The organism is Lactobacillus sp. B4026, from assembly GCF_026535825.1.
Lineage (GTDB): Bacteria > Bacillota > Bacilli > Lactobacillales > Lactobacillaceae > Lactobacillus > Lactobacillus panisapium.
Window position 1 is genome coordinate 39,879 of record NZ_JAFNPD010000012.1, and the last position, 23,911, is coordinate 63,789.

Annotated in this window: 24 protein-coding genes; 4 read left to right on the plus strand and 20 right to left on the minus strand. The window is 37.4% G+C overall.

Translation table 11 applies throughout. From position 1 onward, the window contains the following. Positions 1–6: 6 nt before the first annotated feature. From J3U69_RS09295 to J3U69_RS09355, 13 genes are all read right to left on the minus strand, one after another. Entirely contained in the window at positions 7–339 is a 333-nt protein-coding gene (locus J3U69_RS09295) for a hypothetical protein (RefSeq protein ID WP_267413859.1), read from the minus strand. Between the two features lie 368 nt (positions 340–707). Continuing rightward, positions 708–1,088, minus strand: coding sequence for a DUF2087 domain-containing protein (locus J3U69_RS09300; protein WP_267413860.1), 381 nt, complete (start codon positions 1,086–1,088; stop codon positions 708–710). 126 nt (positions 1,089–1,214) lie between these two features. After that, positions 1,215–1,412, minus strand: a complete 198-nt coding sequence (locus tag J3U69_RS09305; RefSeq protein ID WP_220220469.1) for a hypothetical protein — start codon at positions 1,410–1,412, stop codon at positions 1,215–1,217. 100 nt (positions 1,413–1,512) lie between these two features. Continuing rightward, the gene (locus tag J3U69_RS09310; protein ID WP_267413862.1) at positions 1,513–2,127 is read right to left on the minus strand and encodes a Type 1 glutamine amidotransferase-like domain-containing protein; all 615 of its coding nucleotides are present in this window, start codon (positions 2,125–2,127) and stop codon (positions 1,513–1,515) included. A 237-nt stretch (positions 2,128–2,364) separates the two neighbouring features. Next, positions 2,365–3,075, minus strand: coding sequence for a MurR/RpiR family transcriptional regulator (locus tag J3U69_RS09315; RefSeq protein ID WP_220220468.1), 711 nt, complete (start codon positions 3,073–3,075; stop codon positions 2,365–2,367). Between the two features lie 25 nt (positions 3,076–3,100). After that, the gene (gene celB, locus J3U69_RS09320; protein WP_267413865.1) at positions 3,101–4,396 is read right to left on the minus strand and encodes a PTS cellobiose transporter subunit IIC; all 1,296 of its coding nucleotides are present in this window, start codon (positions 4,394–4,396) and stop codon (positions 3,101–3,103) included. A 185-nt stretch (positions 4,397–4,581) separates the two neighbouring features. Next, complete coding sequence (locus J3U69_RS09325) at positions 4,582–5,310, minus strand: L-ribulose-5-phosphate 4-epimerase (RefSeq protein ID WP_267413867.1); 729 nt, start codon at positions 5,308–5,310, stop codon at positions 4,582–4,584. Between the two features lie 18 nt (positions 5,311–5,328). Continuing rightward, a complete protein-coding gene (locus tag J3U69_RS09330) occupies positions 5,329–6,207 on the minus strand; it encodes an L-ribulose-5-phosphate 3-epimerase (protein WP_267413869.1) in 879 nt (292 codons plus the stop codon). A gap of 9 nt (positions 6,208–6,216) precedes the next feature. After that, positions 6,217–7,737, minus strand: a complete 1,521-nt coding sequence (locus tag J3U69_RS09335) for an FGGY-family carbohydrate kinase (RefSeq protein WP_267413870.1) — start codon at positions 7,735–7,737, stop codon at positions 6,217–6,219. A 10-nt stretch (positions 7,738–7,747) separates the two neighbouring features. Continuing rightward, positions 7,748–8,752 (minus strand): hypothetical protein, encoded by a 1,005-nt coding sequence (locus J3U69_RS09340; protein ID WP_267413871.1) that lies wholly within the window; start codon positions 8,750–8,752, stop codon positions 7,748–7,750. 111 nt (positions 8,753–8,863) lie between these two features. Beyond that, a complete protein-coding gene (locus tag J3U69_RS09345; protein ID WP_267413872.1) occupies positions 8,864–9,820 on the minus strand; it encodes an NAD(P)-dependent oxidoreductase in 957 nt (318 codons plus the stop codon). A gap of 12 nt (positions 9,821–9,832) precedes the next feature. Beyond that, positions 9,833–10,804: an amidohydrolase family protein gene (locus J3U69_RS09350; protein WP_267413873.1), complete on the minus strand. Its 972-nt coding sequence runs from the start codon at positions 10,802–10,804 to the stop codon at positions 9,833–9,835. Between the two features lie 19 nt (positions 10,805–10,823). Then, positions 10,824–12,278: a PTS galactitol transporter subunit IIC gene (locus J3U69_RS09355; RefSeq protein WP_267413874.1), complete on the minus strand. Its 1,455-nt coding sequence runs from the start codon at positions 12,276–12,278 to the stop codon at positions 10,824–10,826. 233 nt (positions 12,279–12,511) lie between these two features. Between J3U69_RS09355 and J3U69_RS09360 the strand changes: the two genes are divergently transcribed. Next, a complete protein-coding gene (locus J3U69_RS09360) occupies positions 12,512–13,516 on the plus strand; it encodes a substrate-binding domain-containing protein (RefSeq protein WP_267413875.1) in 1,005 nt (334 codons plus the stop codon). A 358-nt stretch (positions 13,517–13,874) separates the two neighbouring features. Here the strand turns inward: J3U69_RS09360 and J3U69_RS09365 are convergent, their stop codons facing one another. From J3U69_RS09365 to J3U69_RS09390, 6 genes are all read right to left on the minus strand, one after another. Next, positions 13,875–14,186, minus strand: a complete 312-nt coding sequence (locus tag J3U69_RS09365) for a hypothetical protein (RefSeq protein WP_267413876.1) — start codon at positions 14,184–14,186, stop codon at positions 13,875–13,877. A 75-nt stretch (positions 14,187–14,261) separates the two neighbouring features. Continuing rightward, on the minus strand, positions 14,262–14,627 hold the full coding sequence (locus J3U69_RS09370; RefSeq protein WP_220232546.1) for a hypothetical protein: 366 nt from the start codon (positions 14,625–14,627) through the stop codon (positions 14,262–14,264). Between the two features lie 159 nt (positions 14,628–14,786). Next, positions 14,787–15,563, minus strand: coding sequence for an alpha/beta hydrolase (locus J3U69_RS09375; RefSeq protein WP_267413877.1), 777 nt, complete (start codon positions 15,561–15,563; stop codon positions 14,787–14,789). 389 nt (positions 15,564–15,952) lie between these two features. Next, on the minus strand, positions 15,953–16,729 hold the full coding sequence (locus J3U69_RS09380) for an alpha/beta hydrolase (RefSeq protein ID WP_267413878.1): 777 nt from the start codon (positions 16,727–16,729) through the stop codon (positions 15,953–15,955). 9 nt (positions 16,730–16,738) lie between these two features. Next, positions 16,739–16,954 carry a hypothetical protein gene (locus tag J3U69_RS09385; protein ID WP_220220454.1) on the minus strand — a complete coding sequence of 72 codons (216 nt, stop codon included), beginning with the start codon at positions 16,952–16,954 and terminating at the stop codon, positions 16,739–16,741. Positions 16,955–17,115: 161 nt separating this feature from the next. Then, positions 17,116–19,062, minus strand: coding sequence for a M13 family metallopeptidase (locus tag J3U69_RS09390; RefSeq protein WP_267413879.1), 1,947 nt, complete (start codon positions 19,060–19,062; stop codon positions 17,116–17,118). Positions 19,063–19,766: 704 nt separating this feature from the next. Here J3U69_RS09390 and J3U69_RS09395 point away from each other — a divergent pair. Together J3U69_RS09395 and J3U69_RS09400 are read left to right on the plus strand one after the other, a co-directional pair. Continuing rightward, a complete protein-coding gene (locus J3U69_RS09395; protein ID WP_267413880.1) occupies positions 19,767–20,615 on the plus strand; it encodes an Rgg/GadR/MutR family transcriptional regulator in 849 nt (282 codons plus the stop codon). A gap of 152 nt (positions 20,616–20,767) precedes the next feature. Beyond that, positions 20,768–21,019, plus strand: a complete 252-nt coding sequence (locus J3U69_RS09400) for a hypothetical protein (RefSeq protein ID WP_267413881.1) — start codon at positions 20,768–20,770, stop codon at positions 21,017–21,019. Between the two features lie 150 nt (positions 21,020–21,169). Here J3U69_RS09400 and J3U69_RS09405 read toward each other — a convergent pair whose 3' ends face one another. Then, entirely contained in the window at positions 21,170–22,753 is a 1,584-nt protein-coding gene (locus tag J3U69_RS09405) for an ATP-binding cassette domain-containing protein (RefSeq protein ID WP_267413884.1), read from the minus strand. Between the two features lie 492 nt (positions 22,754–23,245). Here J3U69_RS09405 and J3U69_RS09410 point away from each other — a divergent pair, with 492 nt between their 5' ends. Then, positions 23,246–23,803 (plus strand): hypothetical protein, encoded by a 558-nt coding sequence (locus tag J3U69_RS09410; protein WP_244986830.1) that lies wholly within the window; start codon positions 23,246–23,248, stop codon positions 23,801–23,803. The last annotated feature ends 108 nt before the right edge of the window (positions 23,804–23,911 follow it).

A 23,911-nucleotide genomic window follows, 5' to 3' on the forward strand; every position in this document is an offset into this window, starting at 1 on the left:
TCAATTCTAGACTTCATTTTGAATAAACTTAATAAATTCCTTGACGATTTTACGTTCATTATGGCTGTTGATCACAGCTCCATAAGTTACCTCTGGGCTAGTCTGTAACGGCACCTGGGTGAGTGCTTCATTTAACCCAGTATAAATAAAATTGAGTCCAAATGTGATACCCTGTAAGGCATTGACTAGAATTAAGGCACTGGCAATATCGTTAGTATAGGTAATATTAAGCGTTTGACAAGTATTTTTAACCTTATTTTGTAGCCTAATTAATTCGACTCCGGCGATGTTATTATCAATGAAAATCAAGCTTTGACGGTCAAAATCGGTTAACGCCAATTGACGTTTACTTGCGAGAGGATTATTTTGTGGAACAAGCGCAAAAAAGTGATTAAGCCGCTAAAGCCGTCAAAAGTGCAGTTGATGATGCATTGAAAAAAGTACATTAACTGGCACTGCTATAATAAGCGGATTCACTAAATACTTATATTACAAAAATAGACAGCAAAAAACTGATAAATCTAAAAGACTTACCAGTTTTTTGTTTGCATAATCATTCTTCCTATGATTTATTTAAACACAATTAAGTTAAAAAATCACGGTTAATATTTAAACTTTTAGCATCGATAACAGCAGTAATAGGCGAGATTGGCTCTAGAACAGGATTCTTTCGAAATTCAAAAAGTTAAAATTATTTTTTCTTGTCATTAATCAGCATTTTTTTGCTTTTGTTGGTTAACCCAGTAAAAACGACCGTCATCAGTCCGGGTTAAAAAATGATACTCAATTAAATCGCGTCTTCGCGTGACGTAATCATCAAGGTACTTCATCAAAATCAAATTAATTTCCTGCTCCGAATACTGCTTTCCTGGTTTAAACTTAGAAGCTAAGTATTCTAAAATTACCAACCTATTTTGGGCTTTACCTGGCCAGGCTTTAACTACTCCATTGGCATCTAAATATCGTTTCAGTACTCCATCTTTTTCCACATTCATCGCCCCACTATTATTCAATTTGATAATATCATCCAATCGGCCTTTTTCCGAAATTAAAGCTGCAAGTTCGGTTGATTCTACTGCATGTATCACTTCAAATACTCCGCACTACAAAAATAATTAGCGCAATCCAAATTTTAAATAATAAAAAGGAGTCAACATCGTGACCCCTTTAAAATACAATCAAATTCGCAGTTTTAAATTAGTACACTACATTTGCTAGGTTAATTCCATAATAATCTCCGCCCCAAAAGGAGTAGCCAAAAAAACTGCAAATACTACTAATATGGCACCTAAGACTGTTAATGATGCTTTTAAAAGTAAAACATTTTTTGTGTTTGAAAAGTCCCGCTTAAAAGCCATAACGATCAGTGCAATTCCAATGACAAGAGACAAAATCATTATCCAAAAGCCCATAACGCACCTCCATGCATCACTTAAAGTCTTTTACTTCTAAAATTAGTTTAGGACTATTTATGCAATCTGTGCACGAACTTAGCAGAAAGTTAGGTTAAACTTAAACTATTTGATAGGTTTCACCATCACTAATAATTGCCTGAGAATTATTAATCGGTACTAAATTAATTTGATTTTGATAGGTGGCAATAACTTTTTCATCTGCTTCAACAAACGGCTCTTCCTCAAAGTGCGGCAGCGTATAAAAATCAGTTTGTGCTAAAGCAGAGTAATCGGTTAAATCAGGAGCTACACTTGTATCGTCCATCAAACTATTATATTCAATGTTAGGTGCCATAATAATCGCCCCGGCTGATTCGCCAATGTAGGGTATTCCAGCATTGATTTTCTCATTAATTACGGGCAATAACTGCTTGCGCTTTAATTCTTGTAATAAATAAAACGTATTGCCGCCGCTAATATAAATTATTTGCGCAGCCTTTATTTTGGCAATTGCTGCAGCTTGGCTTTCACTAGCAACATCTAATTCGTCAACTTGATAGCCCATTGCCGCTAAAGCTGCTCGTCCTTCATCAATATAGTCAGTATAATCCTCAACATTACCCGCAGTTGGGATAAAGACAATTTCTCGGTCGGTAATTGCTTTGCTCTTAATAAAATCTTGAAATTGTGCGGTTACGCCGGCAAAGTATGATGCTAAAAAAACTTTTTCCATGTTATCCCCTTTAGACTTTTACTATTTTATTTTTAAGTAGACAGCTTATTAACTGCAATTCAATAGCTAATTAAGTCAATATTTTTATTACTATATCATTGATTAGTAGCTCTGTCACTCCCGTCTCTAATCAAAATATGACTGTTGAAGAATGTCATTGCGCTGAAAAAATAGCACTCGCTAAAACAAAAAGCCAACAAATCAGAATGATTCATCAGCTTAATTAAATTTCATTAGTCATCCAGCAAGGGCCCGTGATAGCCGCTCAAGTAGGTAGACAACCGGAACCTGCGTAGTTAAATTAATTGTCCGATCAATAATTTTGAACTCTAAATGATAGGAAAAATTAAGATCCGAAAGATTAGCAATCGTATTATCCTCATCATTAGTAATGCTAACAATCTTAGCACCTTGCTCGCGAAAATGCTTGACTTGGTCAATTGTCGGCTGTCCTTCACCACTGACAGATAGGACAATAACCGTTTTATTTTGATAAGAGTCACGACTAAGTTCGATAGGATAATATGGGTCACCGATTGCAAAGGCATTACGGCCATTGTTAACAAATTGGCGTGCGCCATAATCACATAAATCTCCAGAAGTGCCAATTCCGAAAAAGATAAAGTCCTTAGTTTCACGGGCAAATTGCTTAAACTGCTCAATTTTTTCTTCATAATCCGGCAAAAAGTTCGCTGAAAAATAATATTGTGCTTGATACGTAATGTCGTCGACAACCTTATTTCGACTTAACTCTTCCCTAATTTGGCTTTGCAATTCATAGTAATGCTTGTATCCTAAGGCTGTCAGAGTGCGCACAACAGAAGCTGGTGCAACGTGTAAAATCTGTGCCAGTTCGCGTAAGGTAATAGTTATTACCTGTTCTTTGTTAGCCACGATGTAATTGTAAATCTGTGACTGCGTGGCCGTCAGCTTCTTATTTTTGCGCACCTTTACACCTTCAGCTCAATCTTAATTAATCGGTCGCTTTTTGTTCAACTTTTAATTTAGCGCGATCCATGCTCTTAAAGAAACCATAGTAAATTATTGTATCCATGACAATGTTAAACAATTGCATTATACCACCGGAGATGTGACCCGTTGCCAAAATTCCTGATAAAAATGGTGGCGTGGTCCATGGCGGATAAATACCGATTGTCTTAGCTACCCAGCCCATTTTCATGGCAAAATATGTGGCAACGATATTGGCCATTGGTGCCAAAATAAATGGAATAATAATGCGGTAGTTTAAAACAATTGGTACCCCAAAAATAACCGGTTCATTAATGTTAAAAAAGGCTGGAGCAATTGATAGTTTTCCTAATGCCTTCATTTCCTGGTCTTTAGCAACAAAAGTCATCAAAATGACAAAGCCCAAGGTAGCACCACAACCACCGATATGAACAAAATTATCAAAAAAGGTTTTCGTAATAATGTTAGGTAATGGTTGGTGAGCCTTCATTGCAGCAGCATTAGCAGCAAGTGCCGCATACATAATTGGATCAATGATACCGGAAATTGCGTTGGCACCATGGATACCGAAGAACCACAAGATACAAATAACTAGTTCAATAACTAAGGCACCGCCAAGAGTATTGGTTACCTTGCTCATTGGGTCTTGCAAGAAGAAGGTAATAACGTTAGGGATGCTTTTCATTGGCGTCGCTTCAACACCAATTCTAATTAGCCAAACTACGAATAAGGAAATTGCCCCCGGAAACAGAGCTGCAAAAGAATTGCTGACTGCTGGCGGAACCGTATCTGGCATTTTGAAAACCAGATTTTTATGCATCAACCAAACATATAGGTCGGTAACAAATAACCCTACTAACAAGGCAGTAAACAGACCTGATGAGTCAAACTGTTTCAACGGAATCAGCAATCCGCCATCTTTACCGACCTGAAGTGGAATGGTCAAAATAAAGGCAGCAATCGCCACAATCATCGCGGAAAAAGGATCAATGTCGCGGTAGCTTTTAGCTAAGCTATAAGAAATCCCGGCAACAGCAATTAAGCCCATAATATTAAACGATGCATTAGTAACATACTGCACAACATTCGCCCAGTTAGGACCAAAAATATGTGCCATAAAGTCCAGATAGCCTTTGACAGGGAACTGCCCCACAATCATAAAAAGAGAACCAATTATAATCATTGGCACTGCGGCAGTCATCCCGTCACGTAAGGCAACCATGTGTCTAGCACTCGAAATGCGGTTAAAAAAGGGAATTACTTTCTCATTAAGAAAATTCTCCTTATTGTTTTCAGCCATTTTTATCTACTCCTACAAATTAATTTGTGACTGCTAATATTTGCAATCGCTTACATTAAATAATAGCATTTTGTTTCAAAAAGTCAATTAATTTATGAAACATGTTTCAATAGCCAAAAAGAAAAAGTAGACCTTCTATCATCATTCTCATGGTATCTAGGCCTACTTTTTATTATTAATTAACCTTATTTTCGTTTAGCATGTGTTTTTGATTGCGCATTGTCCTGTCCGTAATACGCATTTTGACCGTGCTTGCGGTAGTAATGCTTATCCAGCAGATATTGCGGCAAGTGGCTGTTTGCCCGCGTTAATTGCAAGGTGTGGTAATCTTCCTCAGCCACTACTTCTAAGACCTTCGCATTATAAACCGCCTTAGCAGCAGTTTCACCCCAAGTAAACGGGCCGTGCTGACTGACCAAACAGCCCGGCGTTGCTTCATAATCGAGGTGACGCTCTTTGAAGGTGCGCACAATCGTCTTGCCAGTGTTGCCCTCATAGTCTTCTTCGATTTCGGCTTTAGTCAGAGCATCAGCGGCCGGGACATCAGTATAGAAGGTATCGGCATGCGTCGTGTTTAGTGCCGGAATATCCAGTTGTGCCGCCGCAAAGGCTACCGCCCATGGTGAATGCGTGTGGACGATTCCGCCAATCTTAGGAAAATGATTGTATAAATAAGTGTGTGTCGGCGTGTCGCTCGACGGGTTGCGGCTGCCTTCCACCACTTCGCCCTTTAAATTAACCACGACCAAATCCTCGGGCGTCAGTTCTTCGTATGGCACACCAGAAGGCTTAATAACGAATAATCCCTGCTTGCGGTCAATGCCAGAAACATTGCCCCAGGTAAAGGTAACTAGATCCAGCTTAGGCAGCTGCATGTTGGCTTCATAGACTTCTTGTTTTAATTGTTCGAGCATCTTTGGCTCCTCTCTTACTTAAATTGCTTCCTGCTTAATCCCTACTTGAGCAAAAATTTGATCAAAAAAGGCTTTGGCAGCCTTGACTTCTTCCACTGCCTGTTCATCGCCATTATCACCGGACCACATTTCAATGGTAAAACTACCACTGTAGTTTAACCGGACAAGCAGCCGCAGCAGGCCAGCAAAATCAACGCAGCCCTGGCCAAAGGGCACGTTCTTGAACTGCCCCTTAGAAGTGACCGTTACCGGTTTACTGTCCTTTAAGTGGATTGCGCAAATGGTGTCAATGTAGTTTTCTAATTCTACCGGGACATCATTTTCAGGCCAGGCGCTTAGATTGCCCAAGTCAGGGTAGGCCTGCAGCCACGGGCTTTTGACCAAGTCATGGTAGTGACTGATCTTGGCCAGGTTATTAATAAACGGGTCATCCATGGTTTCAATTGATAGCATCACATTCTTTTTAGCTGCTAGGTGCACACACTTCGTTAGATTTTCAACGTATAATTCGCGCGATAAGGCGCTTTTGTCCTCATAATAGACATCATAGCCGGCCATCTGAATATTGTGAATGCCTAAATCAACGCATAAGTCGACGGCTTTAGCCAGCATCTGCACAGACTTTTGCTGGACAGCAGGATCCTTTGACCCCAGTGGAAAACGGCGGTGCCCTGATAACATCAGATTGTTGATCCGCATCCCCGTTTGCCACATTAAGCTGCGCATGCGGCTGCGTTCTTCGTGGCTCCAGTCAAGCCGGGCCAAGCGAGCATCGCTTTCATCAACGGAAAATTCGTAAAAATTAAAGCCCAGTTCATGGGTGAGTTCAAAGGTTTCCTGCCAAGATAGGTCTTGTGGCAGGGCTTTTTCATAAATACCTAGTGAATTAACGGTCATAATTACTATTCAACTCCTTTTTAAGTCGTTTAATCCAGCCCAATTGCCATCAAGCGCCTGCAATAAGGATCTGTACACATGATATTTTTGCTCATATATCTTTGTTGCTGCTTCGCGCGGCTCGTAGCGCGCAACTACCCGGGTCATTTTGCTCACTGCCGTTAGAAAATTCGGATAAACACCAGAACCGACGGCACAAGCAATCGCGCCACCTAACCCACCAAGTTCGGTTGCTGCCGTGAGCTCAATCGGTAAATTTAAAACATCCGCAAACATTTGAACCCATTGTTTAGAATTGCAAGCTCCCCCAGACATGCGAATGGCAACTGGTGGATGCCCTAAAACCTTTAACAACTGATCAACGTGATAATGATGGGCAAAACAGATTCCTTCATAAACGGCCCTAATCATTTCTGACTTCGTTGTTGAGCTTTGAATCCCTATAAAGGCACCTTCAGCGTTTGGATCAACGTTACTACCGTATAAAAATGGGAAAAACACTAGCTGTGCATAATTTGCATTAGTGTTTTCGAGCATTGTTTCCAAATAATCATAGATTGATTTGTGATTGGCTTGGGCGTTTTGACTTTCGTCTGCTAGCAACATTTTCAGCATCAAATCAAGGTTACCAGCGGAAGTCGGACTAGAAGCTTCGATGAGATTTTCACCCGTTGGAAAGATTGAATTCATTAGGCCTGCCGTAATCGGAGCTTGCTTCTTGCTAGGAAAAATGTTCATGTTCCACGTCCCAGCAATCATACTGAATAATTGCTCATCCAACACTCCTGTTGCCAGGGCACAAGCATCAATATCAAACATCCCACCATAAACCGGCGTTTCTTGCCGTAAACCAGTAGCTTGGGCAGCCGCAGCAGTAATTTCACCAGCATAATCAGTTGCATGAATGATTGGTGGCAGTTTAGGATAAATTTCTGGTATTCCAAAAAAGTCTAACAGGTGTAAATCATACGAACCGGTATCCAAATTAACTAGGTTATTACCAGAAGCATCACCCAATTCCTGGTAAATTTTTCCCGTTAATAAATAGCGGATAAAATCTTTATTGGATAAAACATAACCAATCCGTCGATACTTTTCTGGTTGGTTTTCTTTTAACCAGTGCAAAATAACCGGTGCCTGACTAGCCATAACTTGTTGATGGCTAAGCGGATAAATCCGTGCTACTTGCCGATTTAACGCTGCGGCAATCTTTTTAGCACGATTATCCGTTGACAAAATACCGTTCATAAAAATCTTGCCATTTTGATCAAGCACGTATAATCCCTTACCGTGTCCAACAACGGCTACCGCACTAACTTGCTCGGGCATAATCTGGGCATTTTGCAAGGCCTTTTGAATGACATGACCAATATCGGTTAACAGCGTAGTTAGAGCAATTTCTTGAAAATCAGGCTGAGGTGTTAGTCTCTTAGTGCCAAATGACGCCTTACCTAGCTGGTGACCTTGTGCATCAATAATGATTGCCTTAGTATTAGTTCCTCCATTATCAATGGTTAAAAAGTAATTCATTTTATTCACCCTATTTAGTACTGATTTGATAAACCGCTACTTCATTAGCTTCGCGGTTGGCGGATAATAAATATTGCTGCTTATTTTTGGCAAAAACGGTCACATTACTTGGTCCTAAGTGCTCACCAATCAGTGTCGCGTCTAACTGAAGATCTTTAATTAATTCAAGGCCCTGCTTTCCTGCACGCCAGCCGAATAAGAAATAATCACGTCCAGCAATTTCTCCACCCCAAATTGCGTGACCAAACGGTGTTGCAAATTTGCTAGTTGCTACAGAATTAAAATTCGCATCATACATTCGCAAACGTGAGCCATGGAAGCCCTCAATTGCCAAATATTCCAGTTGACCATCACCGTTAATATCTGCTGCGGCAATATCTGAAGTTTCTTTTTGTGCTAACTGCTGCAAGTGCCAATCACTCGTTTGGCTGGGATAATCAAGCCTGAAAATACCCTCAGCACCGGTAATTAGTGAATAACCCGCCATGCGGTGATAGCCGTGATTTTTAGTAATTCTAATTGGCAAAGCACGTAAATCCGTCAATTTTGCTTGCTCATCGTCATAAGTGCCAACCCAGACTTTGCCAGGATCCGACCAATCATCAGTAAATTTTTTGGAATTGGCAATCGAACAGCCAACGTACCAGTAAGCACCACTTTCAGATTGCGGAATCAGGTCAAAACGGTGAATATACGGAAATTCGCCGATGACAGTTTGGTCCCAGCCTGTCCCGTTAAAGGTCTCCTTCACAATGCGGCAATGCTGGGAGTTGAAACCGGGATAGAACTTTTGTGTAGCTAAAAAATTCAGACTTCCCGGTAGCGGCACTAAAGTCATTGTGCCACCAACAGTTGACCAAACCGTCGTTTTTTTAAAGTGATTATCCAAATCATAGGCGTAACATGGTTGGTTTTCTTCCGAAGCGACAATGATAAAATCACGGTCTAAAGCTTGCAGACGCATGATTGCATAACAGTGATCCAACTGGTCACTAAAAATTTTGCTAAATTTCATCTATTTACCTCAAGTAATTAACTTTAAAAAAAGCAATCCCCGGATGAACTTGGAGATTGCTCTGTGAATGCACTAGCAATCAAGCACCTTGACCTAAGAGCTAGAAAAATTTTACTGGTTAACTTGGTTTAACGGTTGATGATCTCGTAAATAAGAAATCAAGTTCTGTGATGCTTCAGCCGCAATCGCAGTCCTTGCTTCTAAAGTTCCGGTTCCAGCGTGTGGGGATAAAACTACATTATCTAAGTCACGCAGTGCTTGCGGAATATTTGGTTCTGTTTCATAAACGTCCAGACCAGCACCAGCAATGTCACCATTTTTAAGGGCTGCAATTAAATCATCCTGTTTAATCAGCTGACCCCGCGCAGCATTGATGATATAAGCCGAGTTTTTCATTTCCTTAAAGACTTCCGCATTAAAAATTCCCGTAGTTGATGGTAGCGCTGGCGCATGCAGCGTAATCACATCTGAATTTTTAACCATTGTGGCAAAATCAACGTACTTAACGTCAAGCTTTGTTTCTAATGCACTATCCAAGCGATGCGCATCATTATAAATTACTTTCATGCCGAATACCTGAGCAAATTTAGCAACTTCAGAGCCAATTCTGCCCATACCATAAACACCTAGTGTTTTCCCCTGTAAGCTCATCCCCATATATTTGGGTTCTGAAACATCAATCCAGTTACCTGAGCGCACGACTTTATCGTAAAAATGCAAATGACGCACAGTAGCTAATAATAGGGTAAAGGTCATTTCAGCAGTTGGAATCCGGACGCCTTGCGGACAATTAGCGACAACAATCCCTTTTTGTTTAGCATATTCAATATCAATATGATCAAAGCCCACGCCGTTAGCGGTAATAATTTTGAGATTTGTTCCCGCATCAATCAATTCACGGTCACCTTTCAGCCCCATAATAAGTAGGCCCTCATATTCAGATAAATGCTCTAACACCCATTCGCGCGTTTCCTTCTCAGGCTCATAGGTTACATCAAAGTTTTTCCTTAATTCGGTAAGTCCTGCCTCGGGAATAATCCCTGTTACCAATACTTTTATTTTGCTCATCTTCTAGCTCCTTTATTTGTTTTTAAAAACTGGATCTTCACTATCACGCATTGCTTGCACGTTTTGCGGCTTAAAGTAAATGCGGTTGGCATTATTATACATAACGTCTTCTAATTCTGATTCAGTAAAGATATCCGTTGCTTCTAACCATGTTGCTAAGTTGTGATAGGAATTGAACGTTGATGACCATGGCGAATCGGTTCCCCAAAAGATTCTTTTAGCACCTAGCACCTTTTTAGCTAAAGCAACATCTTTTTGACAACGTGGAAACGGAAATTCTGTTTCTTTTTCAATATCTTGAATTGCGGAAATCTCGGTGTAGATGTTATCATACGGCTCCCACTGCTGAAGTGCGTTTTCCAAACGATTTAAATGATCGGCATTCGGAAACGATAGGTGACAGACGACAAAATCTAATTTAGGGTACCTTTGCGCCAAATTAACAATTGCCTCTGGCTCATAGCTATATTGCGTGTAGTCGCCGTAATCAACGGTTATGACAAAGCCAGGATAATCAGCGAAGAAATGGAAGATTTTTCCCAATTCGGGTGACGTATCCAGACGGAATGGCTTGTGGTAGCCGTGCAGACCCCCACCCTGACTAATCTCAAACTTAATTGCCCGAAAGCCCAAATCCTCAACATGACGTCTGACAATTTCCATGGCATTATCCGCAAACGGATCGACTGAAAAAGCGGCAATAAACTTATCGGGATATTTTTTAGCAGCCTGGTAAGAATAATAATTTTGAAAACCGTATAAACTGCCCTGAAGCAGCACAGCTTTTTCGACATCATTTTCTTGCATTACCTTCAATGCCGATTCAGCCGTAAAATCATGATCACCCCAGCCTTCTGGGATCAGGTTTAAGAACATGCCGTTATCCCAAATCGCCTTGCCATTGCCTAAAGGCGTCATTCGGCCCTTAGCAGATAAGCCCGCCACTGACCGAACCAAATGCAAGTGTCCATCAATTCTCTTCATCGTAATTATCTCCTTTTTATTAATAAGTTATCTTTTCATTACTCCCAGAATAGCCAACATTTTTGGCAGACATTTTGTCTAAGTATTGCCAAATCTGAGGTCGATAGCGCCGCAAGCCGTACAATAAAGCCAAATAAACTAAGATAGCTAAGCCAATATAAAGCGGATTTTGTGATACAAAAGCCGCAAATACTAAAGCATTTAGTGGCCGTGCCATCAAGTTAAAACTGGTAATCAAAACAATGCCAGCAGGTAAAGCAACGCCATAATGTGCTACCGCCCCAGTGTAAAAAGTGCCAAGCCAGCTTGACGCATATAAGCCCAAACTGAACCAAACAATTCCGTTAGCAATTACCTTTAAAATATTACCACGAGTTAAAGCAACGATTGATTCCACCATAAAGGGCAAAGAAATCAAATCCACAATGGGTAATGTTTTATTACCGGGAAGAATGAAGGCAATCACTACCATAATCGGAATTAGAATGACGCCGGCAATAATCGTTGCGGGCTCGCCATAACCAACACCATCATCAACGCCCAAGAACCACCGCTTTTTACTCGTTGCAGCCACTGCATCTGCCTTTGAAGCCGATGCATTTTTATGCGTATTTTTATCAATTTCATCAGCTAATGGCGTAAAAGCTTTAGAAAAAACGTTAGTAATTAATGGAAAAATGGTCATAACAGCTGACAATTGAACTGCTACCGTTAAGATTTGACCCCAGGCTTGCAGTTTACCCAGACTCGTTAAATTACCTAAAATACCGATTAACAAACCTAATAGCGCTCCTAGGGTCGTTGGTTCGCCGAAAACGCCAAGTTTGTTTTTAAAATATTCCGGCGTCATTTTTACCTTATTGAATCCAAGCAGATTCCACAGTGGATCTAGCAAGATCGCCGGGATAACCTGCTCAATATTATGCAGGGAGGCAACCGAAGCGTTTTTTACACCATAATAATCTGACCAACGATCCGCCTGGATTTCTGCTAAAACTAGTGCGTAAAGCAACATAAAAAATGATAAGCCCAGTGACAACCAAAAATTATGGGTAACGTAATAACACATCGTGCCCCAAATCATAAAACCAAAGTTATTCCACAAATTGGAAGCCATAAATATTTTGGTTACGCCCAAGGCAAACAGTAAAACTTCAGCGATCAACCCAAAAACAAAGAAACTAAGTCCGACCGTTGAGCCGAAGGAAGCAAGTGAGCCGGCTTGCCAGCCAATATCAACAATTGGTAATTTAATGCCGGTAATACTCACCATTTGCCTAATAATCTTAGTGATAGTGGGCGTAAAGGCTTGAATTATCCAGCCAAAGCCGGTTAAGCCAACGCCTGCATAAAAAGCGCTCATCATCGCCGTTTTTGGTTTAACTCTTAAACATAATGCAACTATAAAAATCATCAGTGGTACTACAACGCTAGCACCAAAAATTTGAAAAATGCGATTAACAGTTTCTAACATAACCTCATCCCCCTTTTTTAAAAAGGAAATTATTTAACCAACCGTAAATTTGCGGCTGATTTCTGCTGTGATCGGCTATCTTTACCAAATTCATGGTTGCCATTCAGCAACATTGATCAGTTGTGATCAATGTTAATCGGTTAACAAATTTACGAGATTTATCCCTTTAAGTCATAAAAAAGTACGCTATACTTGTTATACTTAATATATAAAGTATTTATTGAGGAATAATTATGGGAAAACTAACAATCAAAGACATTGCTACGATGGCTAATGTTTCAACTGCTACTGTATCAAATTACCTTAATGGCAATTATGATCACATGTCTTTAGAAACGCGTAAAAATCTCAGTCAAATAATTAGTGATACTAAGTTTCGGCCTAATTCTACCGCTCGCAATTTAGCAAAAAACGAAAATAAAACTATTGGCGTTTCCATTGCAGATATTACCAACCCGTTCACTTCACAGGTTTTATCAGGTATTTATGAGCAGTGCGATAATTACCGCTACCGTGTCCTATTCACTAATGCTGGTAATAGTGAGCAAAAAGAAATTGATAATATTACACGTTTACAAAATGAAGGTGTTGCCGGAATTATTGTTGATCCGGTTAATCCTGATAGCCCCATTTATGAATCCTTATCAAACCAAAATACAGTAATGGTTGACCGCCAGTCTAATAAATTAATTATTGATACCGTGGCAACAGATAATATGACATCCGTTCAAAATTTGGTTGAACAGATGAAAAACAAAGATTATGACAACCTTTATTTTGTCACTTGGCCGTTCCAAAATATCAGTACTAGAACCCAGCGCTACGAAGGATTTATCAAGGCGACAAATTATTCAACTCTAAACCATTTGATTGCCGTGCCTCATCACGGTAAAGAAATTGAATATCAGCAATTCACGCAAAATATCAGTTCAATCATGCAGCGCAATAATACCAGCAAGATTGGTTTCTTTTGTATGAATGCTCGCGTACTTTTACGTCTACTTCAGGCAATGCAGCAACTCGGTTATTCTTACCCTCAAGACTATGGTGTAGCAACTTATGAAGAATTTGACTGGATGCAAGTAATGACACCAGCAATTAGCTGCATCCACCAAGATTCATATTCCATTGGTAAAGTTGCTATGCACATTCTTAAGCAAAAGCTTGAACATAAGCTGCTGCGTCAGCCCACTTTAAAATTGATTCCGACTCAGCAAATTTTGCGTGCCAGTTTTTAATCAGCTCCTTTACAGTGATTTGTGTTTATTTCTTGTTAACCGGTTAACAAAGTTTATAGTTCATATTGTATGCGCTTCCCAATAGTTGTCAAGGCTTTTTTTGCTTTTCCTTTTCAAGATTTACCCACTAAAGGGGTGACTGAGAAGACCACCGCAAGTTACTAAAAAATTATTTTTGGCTCCTTGGTATTACCCAGGATGCGCGCAAATTTTTGTTTGAAATCTAATAAAGCCAATAAAAAAGCGATCCATATGTGGATCGCCCCTCTCGTCTAGTAAACCTCTTATCTGCCACTTCATTGAATTAACATAATCGGCAGTGTTAACAAATAGTGGCAGTTATTTTCAATATTATCTCTTATTTTTCAAAGTACATATTGCCTGAAGCCCAGATAATATAAACAAGAAAAATAACACAAACTATTAGAGTCAAAATTGTTCCTAAAAACAAGCTTATAAAGAAATTAATATGGTGACGCTGAAAGAATTCTGTCAACAAATCCATTAAAGTCAGCGAATGACAGCCTAAAGCACCGATGCTTAAATCCATTAGCTTAAACCACGGTAAGATTAAAACTATTACGAATTCGCATAGCGCAATCCACCGTATAATTTTATAAGCATGTGGTGTTAACAGATGCTCAGCGATAGTAGTTTTATATTTAATCATTATATTACTAAACTCCATTCTTTATCTCGTCACAATCTAATTTTAAGTATTCCTTCCTGCTTTAACAGCACTACTTTATCTTTTCGTAAAATATAGTTTGTCCACTTTCCAGTAGATGTTATTTTCTTTTTTCATATCAACTCCTATTGCCTTTTTCTTGATTTCTGTTCCATACCAATAAATATTCTGAGTTCCGCCCTGGTAATCAGAGGTATTTTGGCAAGAATCATTCTTATTAAGATGAACTAAGAAAGTATAAATCTTTTTGTCTTTAGATACCGCTCTCATCTTTTTAATATCATGATTTTTGATCATCGCGTTAACTTGATAGTCTAACTCATAGGAAATATATAATTCCGAGTGAAAAAAATACCAGAGATAGCTTACTAGTAAAGCAATTAGTACCAACAAAATATAAGTGAATTTATGCCCTTTGTTCATATGGATCACCACCAATTTAGCAAAAAAGTTTCAAAGTCTAAACAACTTTGAAACTCATTATACTATTCGATTGTGCTTCCCCAAAGTTTAGCTAAAAGCTTACACAATGAGGATCGTTTTAAACTTTTTTGGTTTAAAACCATGCCAGTTCACTATTGATTAATCAGCACTCGCCGAGATAATCTCTTGAGCAATTTCTTCAGGATATTCCCACTGGATGTAATGAAATGTACCTAACGGAATGATCTTAGCATTTTGATTATTGTATTCTGAACGCTCATATTCTTTTTGCCGGTATGCCTCCGTAAAAATAGTCACGGGTACTTTACCATCTAGTTTTTTACTTGACTGCCAAAAGCGATCATCTTCTATCGCACTAGCAAGCTCCTGCTCAGATTGCTCATCGAAACGAGCCTCATTTGCCAATGTTGTTTGCCAAAAATTATTTGCTTCTCGGTCAGAAAACAATGCAAAAATTTTATCATGAATAAATTGATCAGTATCAGCGGTTTTTTTATCATGATCCAGATAACTTTTTTCTTTTGGCGGATTTAATATTATTTCCCTCGTGGTTGGTTCAATAAAGATAAGTGCGTGTAAATTCTTAATCTTAGCTTGCATTTGAAACGCATAAACACCACCCACACTGTGCGCCACGATAATTACTTTTGCGGCATTAAAACCATTAATTATTGCGGCCAATTCGTCTGCTTCCGTTGTGAGTGAATATGGTGCACTTGATTTTCCGCTAAAGCCCGTATTCAGATAGTCAGGGGCAAAAATGCCATATTCTTTAGGCAGTCTAGCAATTACTTTAGCAAAATTTTGCTCGGTATCCATAGTGCCAAAAACATTAAGAAAAACAATTAGTGGCTTGCCTTCTTTACCAGCATATGCGATTTGGCCCAATTTCGTAGCGTAATACTTTTTATCCATTATTATTTTCTCCGTATCAACTTGAAGGCTATAGTAGCCTGACATTAGCAAAGTAATCAGATTATTTATGCTTATGACTAATTTTTACCTAGTACTTGCAAATGACAATCAATGATATTTAAGCTAGGCACAGCGATTGCCCACACTATTTCTCATTTTTCTGTCATTAATCAAAGATGATATTGATTATACATTAAGCGGATCTAATTACAAATATATATTGATACCGATATCGTTGATATAGTTAAGTATCAAGCCAGCTAAATTAAAATGTGTAAAAGAAAAAAGCGCACTTACCGTTACTAATACAAGGCCCTAAAAAGAAAGATTAGGGAATCAGATTATACTAAGGCGCTTTTTTAATAAAGTCAGTTATTCGTTTTAGTAAATTAACTGCCAGAAGACAAGATAACTGCTTGAGCAATTTCTTCAGGATATTCCCACTGAATATAATGAAATGTACCTAACGGGATAATTTTAGCTTTGCGATTATTGTATTCTGAACGTTCGTATTCTTTTTGGCGGTATGCCTCCGTAAAAATAAATACCGGAATGTCATCGTTCATTCGCATAGTTGACTGCCAGAAATGGTCGTTTTTCATCGCACTAATGGCATTTTGGCTTGCTTGGTCATCAAACTGATCTGCATTCTTTTCTGTAGTTTGCCAAAAAGCCATTGCCTCTTGTTCAGAAAATAAGCTAAAAATTTTGTCATGAATAAACTGTTCTGCATTGCGTTCTTGTTTTTCCTGGTCAAGATAGCCCTGCTCTCTTGGCGGATTTAATATTATTTCCCTCGTCGTTGGTTCAATCAAAATGAGGGCACGCAGATTTTTTACTTTTGCTTGCATTTGAAAAGCATAAACGCCGCCAATACTGTGCGCCACGATGATTACTTTTGCGGCATTAAAACTATTAATCATTTTGGCTAGTTCATCTGCTTCTGCTGTGATTGTGTAAGACACAGTTGATTTGCCGCTAAAGCCGGTATTCAAATAATCAGGTGCAAATATGCCATCTTCTGCGGACAACTCGTCGATTACTTTGCTAAAACTCTGCGCAGTATCAAAGCTGCCAAAACTATTGAGAAAAACAATTAGTGGCTTGCCTGCTCTACCGGAATATGCAATTTGACCCAGTTTCGTAGTGTAATACTTTTTATCCATTTATAATATTTACTTTCCTTGCACCAATTTTAAAACCGCACTGACTGCTGTTGAAGCAATTGCACCAACAATCATCCAACCAAGAAAGTTACGCGGCCGATTATACGTTATTATTGGTCCCATGCTCCATAATTGATGTTTAACAATTGCCACAGCAAATGTGCCAATTACTAAAATCCACAAAACAATTGCCAGTATTTCCATTATTTTTTGCACTAATCTCATAACTTTCTCCTATCAAAATTTCAAAAATAAATTAACATAAATATATTCTAACAATGAGATTTATTGAATTATAGTTAGATTATTAACTTTTTAAAATTATTTTAAATAGTTTTAGCAATCCTCTGTTAAGTTTACTTTCTATAGGATTATATCTGTCAGCTTTACCAGATCTGTACTCGTTTAGCGGGTTCAAGCCACATACCATCAGTTGGGTTAACATCATAAGCCCGGTAGAATTCGTCTTGGCACTGCACTTGAACATTTACCCTAGCTTGAGGCAAAGCATGAACATCAATTGAAGTAAGCAACTGTAAAAATTCAGTAGTTGAATTGGTCTCCCAAATCCGAGCATAGCTATTAAACAAAGTGGCTGCATCGCCACCATCCTTCTTATTGGCCTCAAGTGCGACAGTCAACCCACCTTGATCGCCAATATTTTCAGAAACACACAATTTGCCGTTTAATTTTACTGAACCAACCTCTACCCCATCAAACAAAGCAATTTCTGCTTTAACCCGTTGATTAAATTCAGCGAAGTCCTTATCTGTCCACCAATTTTTCATATTGCCCAGTTCATCAAACTGAGCTCCATTATTGTCAAAAGCATGGGAAATTTCATGACCAATCACCGTGCCGAAACCGCCATAATTAGCAGCGCGGTCCTGATCTAAACTATAAAAAGGCTTTTGCAAAATGATTGCCGGTAAAGTGACATCGTTATTTTGCGGATCGTAACAAGCATTGGCATCAATTGCTGACATGATCCAGATAGAGTGATCTACTGGCTGATTTATCTTGGCAAAATTAGCTGCAATTTCAACGCGCTGGTTATCCCTGACATTCGAGTAAAAAGTACCACCGGCTTGCGTAGGAACCACCTTAAATTGATCATAAAATTTCTGGATGTGCTCTGGATAACCAATTTTTAGTTTTAAAGTAGCCAGCTTCTTGATTGCCTTTTCTTTAGTCACAGATGACAACCAGGAATTATTATGCAGCCTTTCTTGATAGACTTCGACCATATTTTCAACCATTTCAGTTGCAATTGTCTTAGCCTTTTCGCCCAAGTATTTCTGGCCATAATATTGCCCAATCACATCTCCAAATAATTTAGTCGTTTGATCGTAAACAAATTGTTTATCTACGGGCAATTCATTAATGCCCCACATTGCTTTTCTGAGCGGTAACGTTGCGGCTTTAAAGGCGCGTGACAAGTAGGCAGCACTATAATTAATAAACTGTGAAATCAGCCACCCCTTTAGCTCGGCAAAATGTTTGTCATTGAACAGATCATCAAAACTGTCCAGGTATTTTGGTTCACTTACAATCACAAATTTAGTCTGTTCAAGCCCCATCTCTTCTAACAGTCCGGCTAAATTAAGGTTCTGACTCTTTTTTGTAAATTCTGCAACACTCATTGGATGATAAGTGTTTTCGATCTGGGCGTTATCTTGGGCAGACTGGTAGACCTTTGCAAGTCGCCGATCAAGTTTTACGCTATCACTTGCATATTGTTGTGCCTTATTTTCTTCGATCCCCGCCATTGTCAGCAAATTTGTGATCTGTTTTTGCCAAGTTGCAAGCAATTCATCCGTCCGTTTTCCATCATAATAACTGGTATCACTCAAAATTAGAGTATGTCGATTAAACGTGACAACATTTAATTGCGCGTCCTTAAAATCAGGCATAACTTCAAACCCAAAAGGCAAATTACCATCTAGTAGTAGTCGCGACAGGTTTTGATTAATATCATCAATACTAGTTAAACCTTCCAAAAAAGCTAGATCAGCTTTAATTGGAGCTGCACCATCTTCTTCTCTTTTGGCAAAGTCTTTAACAATGCGATAAAACTCAATGGCTTTGTCAAAGTTCTTAACTGCTGGAATTGTTTTTTGGCCATCGGCAAATTCTTCAAAATCTTGCATTAGCCGCTCACGCGTCTTTTTAGCAATTTCATCAAAACTATTTATCCACGGCTCGCCTTGGGGAATTGGATTGTCTTTCATCCATTGTGAATTAACAGCAAGATAAAAGTTATCTTGTAGCCGGACATTAGGATCGGCTTTAGTCGAATTACCAGCGCCACCGCGCACATTAAAATTAATCATTTATTTTCTCCTTTTCGCTAACTTCTAAATATGCTTTTAAGTATATAAGCAATTTAGCAAATTCTCGTAAAAAGTCGTATTTGACTTTTTTGAGGGAAAACTACGCTCTGATTAGTAGAAAAAAATGACTAATATGATTAAAAATTGTCATGTTAGCCATTTTTTATTTAAATTTATTTTTTCTGCTATACTAAATATTTACAAGCATATAAGGAATACCCAATTTCATTAAAATAAAAATTAGCGGGTATTATTGCTATTGTCAAAACTGTTATCTTTTTCTTTTAAGGTATAAAAGCATGATAAATTGGATAAGATCGCATAGAAATAACCTATTTTATGGTTACGTTGTAATAGAATTATTAGGATATATCTTTTTTGCAACCAATATTATTAATTGTAATATTCAACAATACTTTTTCCGCCATTTACCAATTTGGTTAAATTTGGTATTAATTATTATTCAAATTTTGATTTTAATTTATTTATGGCCCAAAAAAGCAGAATAATTTCGCCCACCAAAATCATTGGTGGTTTTTCTTTTTAAGTGCATTGTCACGTGTAAGTACTCTGACCATCAATTATTAGTTATTTAAGCTGACTTCTTGAATTAATTTATTCTTCTTTTCTATGACTTAACTATATTTTCGTTATAATAAAGAAAATATGGCTCATTTAGCAAGCAAAAGTTAGAAGGAATAATCATGACAACAGGAGAATTATTAAAAGACTATCGGATTAGTCAACGTAAAACACAAAAGCAATGGGCTGGTGACGTGATCAGTGCCTCTTTTTATGCGAAAGTTGAAAAAAATTTAAGCCGTATTTCTGCCGATGACTTAATTGAATTACTACATTTCAATCAAATTCCCCTAATCGATTTTTTTAGCAAGTTACGTCCAAAAGATAAATTGATTCATCAACAAGAATTGGAAATAGATCGGCTCATAAATGAAGCTTATTACCAAAATTCTAAAAAAGAATTACAACAAATACGAGATGTAGTTGCAGAAAGTAAATTGCCAACTAAGAATGATAAGCTTTTGTTAATTGATGCTTATATAGCATTAATTAGCAATAATTTAAATGACCTAGATAAAAATACTTTGTCAAAAATGAAAGAAAAAGTTTTTAGTATTACCAATTTTGATATAGATGGATTAAGTTTATACTGTAATTTTATGAGTTTTTATGATTTAGATAGTAATTTATTTATTTCTAAAAGAGCTGTAAAGCAAAATAGTGGTAGTAGTGATATTAAAATTCAAAAGACTGTTTTAAGCATAATTGTTAATATTGCTGTTTTAAGCATTCAAAGTAAGCGACCCGAAGAAACTGGTTTCTTTTTTGAGGTTGCAAATCAAATTAAATCAAAACCAGAAATATTTTTTTATAAAACAGTAATAGCAGCTCTCGAAAATATAGTTGAATATCAAAATACACACGATAAAAACTACCTAGATGATTTAGAAGCAATAATTAAAAATATTAGATTTGCAGGAATGGAAAAATACAGTGAGGAACTAAAAGACTTCGTCAGTCTAAATAAATAAGTAATGTCATATTTGGTTTTTGAGTATCAAATATGACATTTTCTTATTTTATTTTAAAGAAAAACGATAATAGTAATAAAGGTGCCGTAATCAGCTTGGATTATCAATAAATGTAACTTTTATATATTATTTAAAAGAAGGGAATATTATCAATGAAAGATAAAAAACAATTCAAAAAAATTAAGCGTTTAATGTTTATCATATATTTCTTTTGGCTTGTATTGATTATGTTTTTGCTAGGTGAGTTTAAAACTCAAATACTAAATTTTATTCATAGTATAGGTATCTTTAGCAAACTTCCGGATGATCTGATATGTTTCGCATATCTTTTCGTATTTATTTTCCCTGCACCAATGATTTATCAAAAAAGTATTGACCATTTTTCGAAAAAATATCATGCATAAAAAACCACCAGAAAGTCTGGTGGTTTTTTTATGGCATCCTCAGGTTGATCCCATTTCATTCTTTTTAAATTAATACACTTACTTTGCAAAAAATTATCCATCTTTTGCTTTAATCTCAGGCCAATTTTCACTCATCCACTTGTCTAATTTTTATTTTAATTTGTCTATGTAGTTGTCAAAATCAATCACCACATCATAACGCCTTAGTTCTTCAGGCTCATAATGGTGAATTACCTCAATAAAAGTAAAGTCAGTGTTAAATAAATAATCATGAATCATTTTTGAAGTTGGCTTATCAAGCGATGCATTGACCTCATCCAGCAGCATAACTGGCCGGCCAGCTAAAATGGCCCGTGCAAGTTCAATTCGTGACAACTGTCCACCTGACAATTGATCCGCATTATCCCCTAACTGATAGTCAAAACCTTTTTCCTTAATTAGCTGTCCTAGACCAAGATTCTGACAAACCTGTTTAACCTCGTCGCGAGCAAAATTTTCTCCGAGAGTCAGATTAAACCAAAGCGTATCGGCGAAAATCACAGCACTTTGGCTAGAATATGAAAATAACTTTGTAAAATTGCCGGCCGCAGTGGCTTTCTCATTAAGCAGTACTTTCTCAGCTTTACCATAGTCGCCATACATCAAGTATTGCAGCATCGTTGATTTACCTGAACCTGAAGGACCAATTACTGCAATCTTTTGACCTTTTTTAACCGTAAGGTTGATGTGATCTGCCAGTTTTTTATCCTGACGTACGAGTGCAAGCTCCTGCACCTTTAGCTCAGCAAAGTTTTTAGGGATGTTTTCACTATTTTCCTTCTGCTCACTTTTAGCAATATACTGCTTAATTTTCTTAACTATTCCCTTTGTTGTCGATAAGTTATTTCGTTCATTTAAAATCTGTAAAATAGGATTCACAAATGAGTTAGACAGCTGCGTTATTGCAAAAAGAGCTCCTAACGTAATCTGGCCTTTAATTACTAGTCCTGTACCAATTGCAAATGGAAGTAAAAACGTGCCACCAATTGCAATAATATTTAAATAGGTATTGGTATTCTCACTAAGTAAGTTCATTTTGGCCAGTTTTTCTTCTAGCCGTTCAACCACGCGCTTATTTTGTTTGACAGCATTATCTTGTTTGCCATATAAGTTAAAAGTACCAGTTCCAGCTAAAGTATTTTTGGTTTGACTTACATACTTGTCACTAGCCGCGGTCCAGTCACCCGAAGCTTTTTGAATCGATTTTTGAAAAAAGCTTGAAGCAATTGTTGGCAAGAGTGATCCTACCAAGTAAATCAAGGTAACAAACCAATTTAAGTAAAGTGCATAGCCCAGCGCCAAAACAACCGTGTAAGTATAAATCAAAATTTGAATTTCAGCCTCATAACGGTTAGTTTCAAGCAGCTTAAAATCATTAGTTAAAAAGCCCAGATCACTGCTATCTTCTCGATTATTTAGCAACATTCCTTTTAATACTTTAGTACGCAATTTGACGTTGACTTGCTTAATCGCATCAGTCTTAAGGTAATTAAACATTAAGCCAGAAACTAACACGATCATCAATGCAACAATGATTTGGCCGATCAGCGATGGTAAGGCAACGAATTGTCTTTTAGCAGCCATATTAGTCAAACTGCCGACAATATACGCCATAATAATGTTTTCAGTACTATAAATCAGGCCAAAAATATTTAACCAAAAGAATCTAAAATGTGAGTAATTGTGGTAAATCATTGCTGTTCTCCGCGATTTTAATATTGTTATTATTTTTATTTAAAGATATTGCTATTATTAAACCTGATAAAAATAAAATTTACAATGCTTTTCGCGTAATTGGTAATGAATTTGAGGATAAGCGGTCTTTTTTGGGCAGTAAAAAAGACTGTCAATATTTTTAGCTATTAGCAATTTTAAATAGCATAAAATTACAAAGCTCTGAAAACCAATTTATTAATGTAAAATCATCCCATAATAAGCAATTGTAATAGTGGGGCAAAATTAACTTTTCTATATGAAAATTAGTTTCAATACCACCACTCATGAACATGTTTATCAACAGAATATTTAAGCGCAAGTTCCGTCAGAAAGATATACTTCCTGCACAATTTCTATTTAAATCCAAAGCAAATAAAAATATTATATTCCACTGTAAGTAAGGCATATTATGTGATATAGTGTTATAAGACTTTTTAAAATTTTGATTAATATTTGGTGGGAGGAACAATTATGCCAGAAGTAAATAGGGAAACAGGAGAAACCAAAGTAGAAATGAATAAATCACGTGATAGAACGTGGTTTAAAAAAGAATTTTCTGCTAGTGCATTGCTTTTTTGGATTAAGGGATCCGTATCTGTTGATTACAGATTTGTAAAAGTAGTTGAACAAAACACTGTTTTGGGCTTAATTCCTGCTGGTTCACATAAGCAAAATATTCCCTTAAAAAATATATCTGATGCTTCAGTTGATACATCATATTCAGTAAAGGACTTTATTTTTGGAATCATTATAGCTTTTATTGGGCTTGCAATGTTTGGTTCTAGCACACTATTTGGCGTTATTTTGTTATTAATTGGTGTCGGTATATTTTTAAATGGGATTATGACAAAATTATCGATTGAAAAAGCTGGTTCTGCTTATGAAATCCAAGTTCCATTTTATGATAAGCAGAGTGCTCTTGATATACAAAAAGCCATTGAAGAAGCTTTGTCGACAGATATTGATAAAACTGATCAAAGTTTATATAACAAGAGATTATCTGAAGATGATATGGATAATGTACAATAAAAATTAAGCTAGACGTTAACCAGTGAAGCTAACCCCTAAAACTGGACGTTAGTTTTATATCATTTTACTTAAGGCTTGATTCCGATATTGAATCGGAGTTAAGCCTTT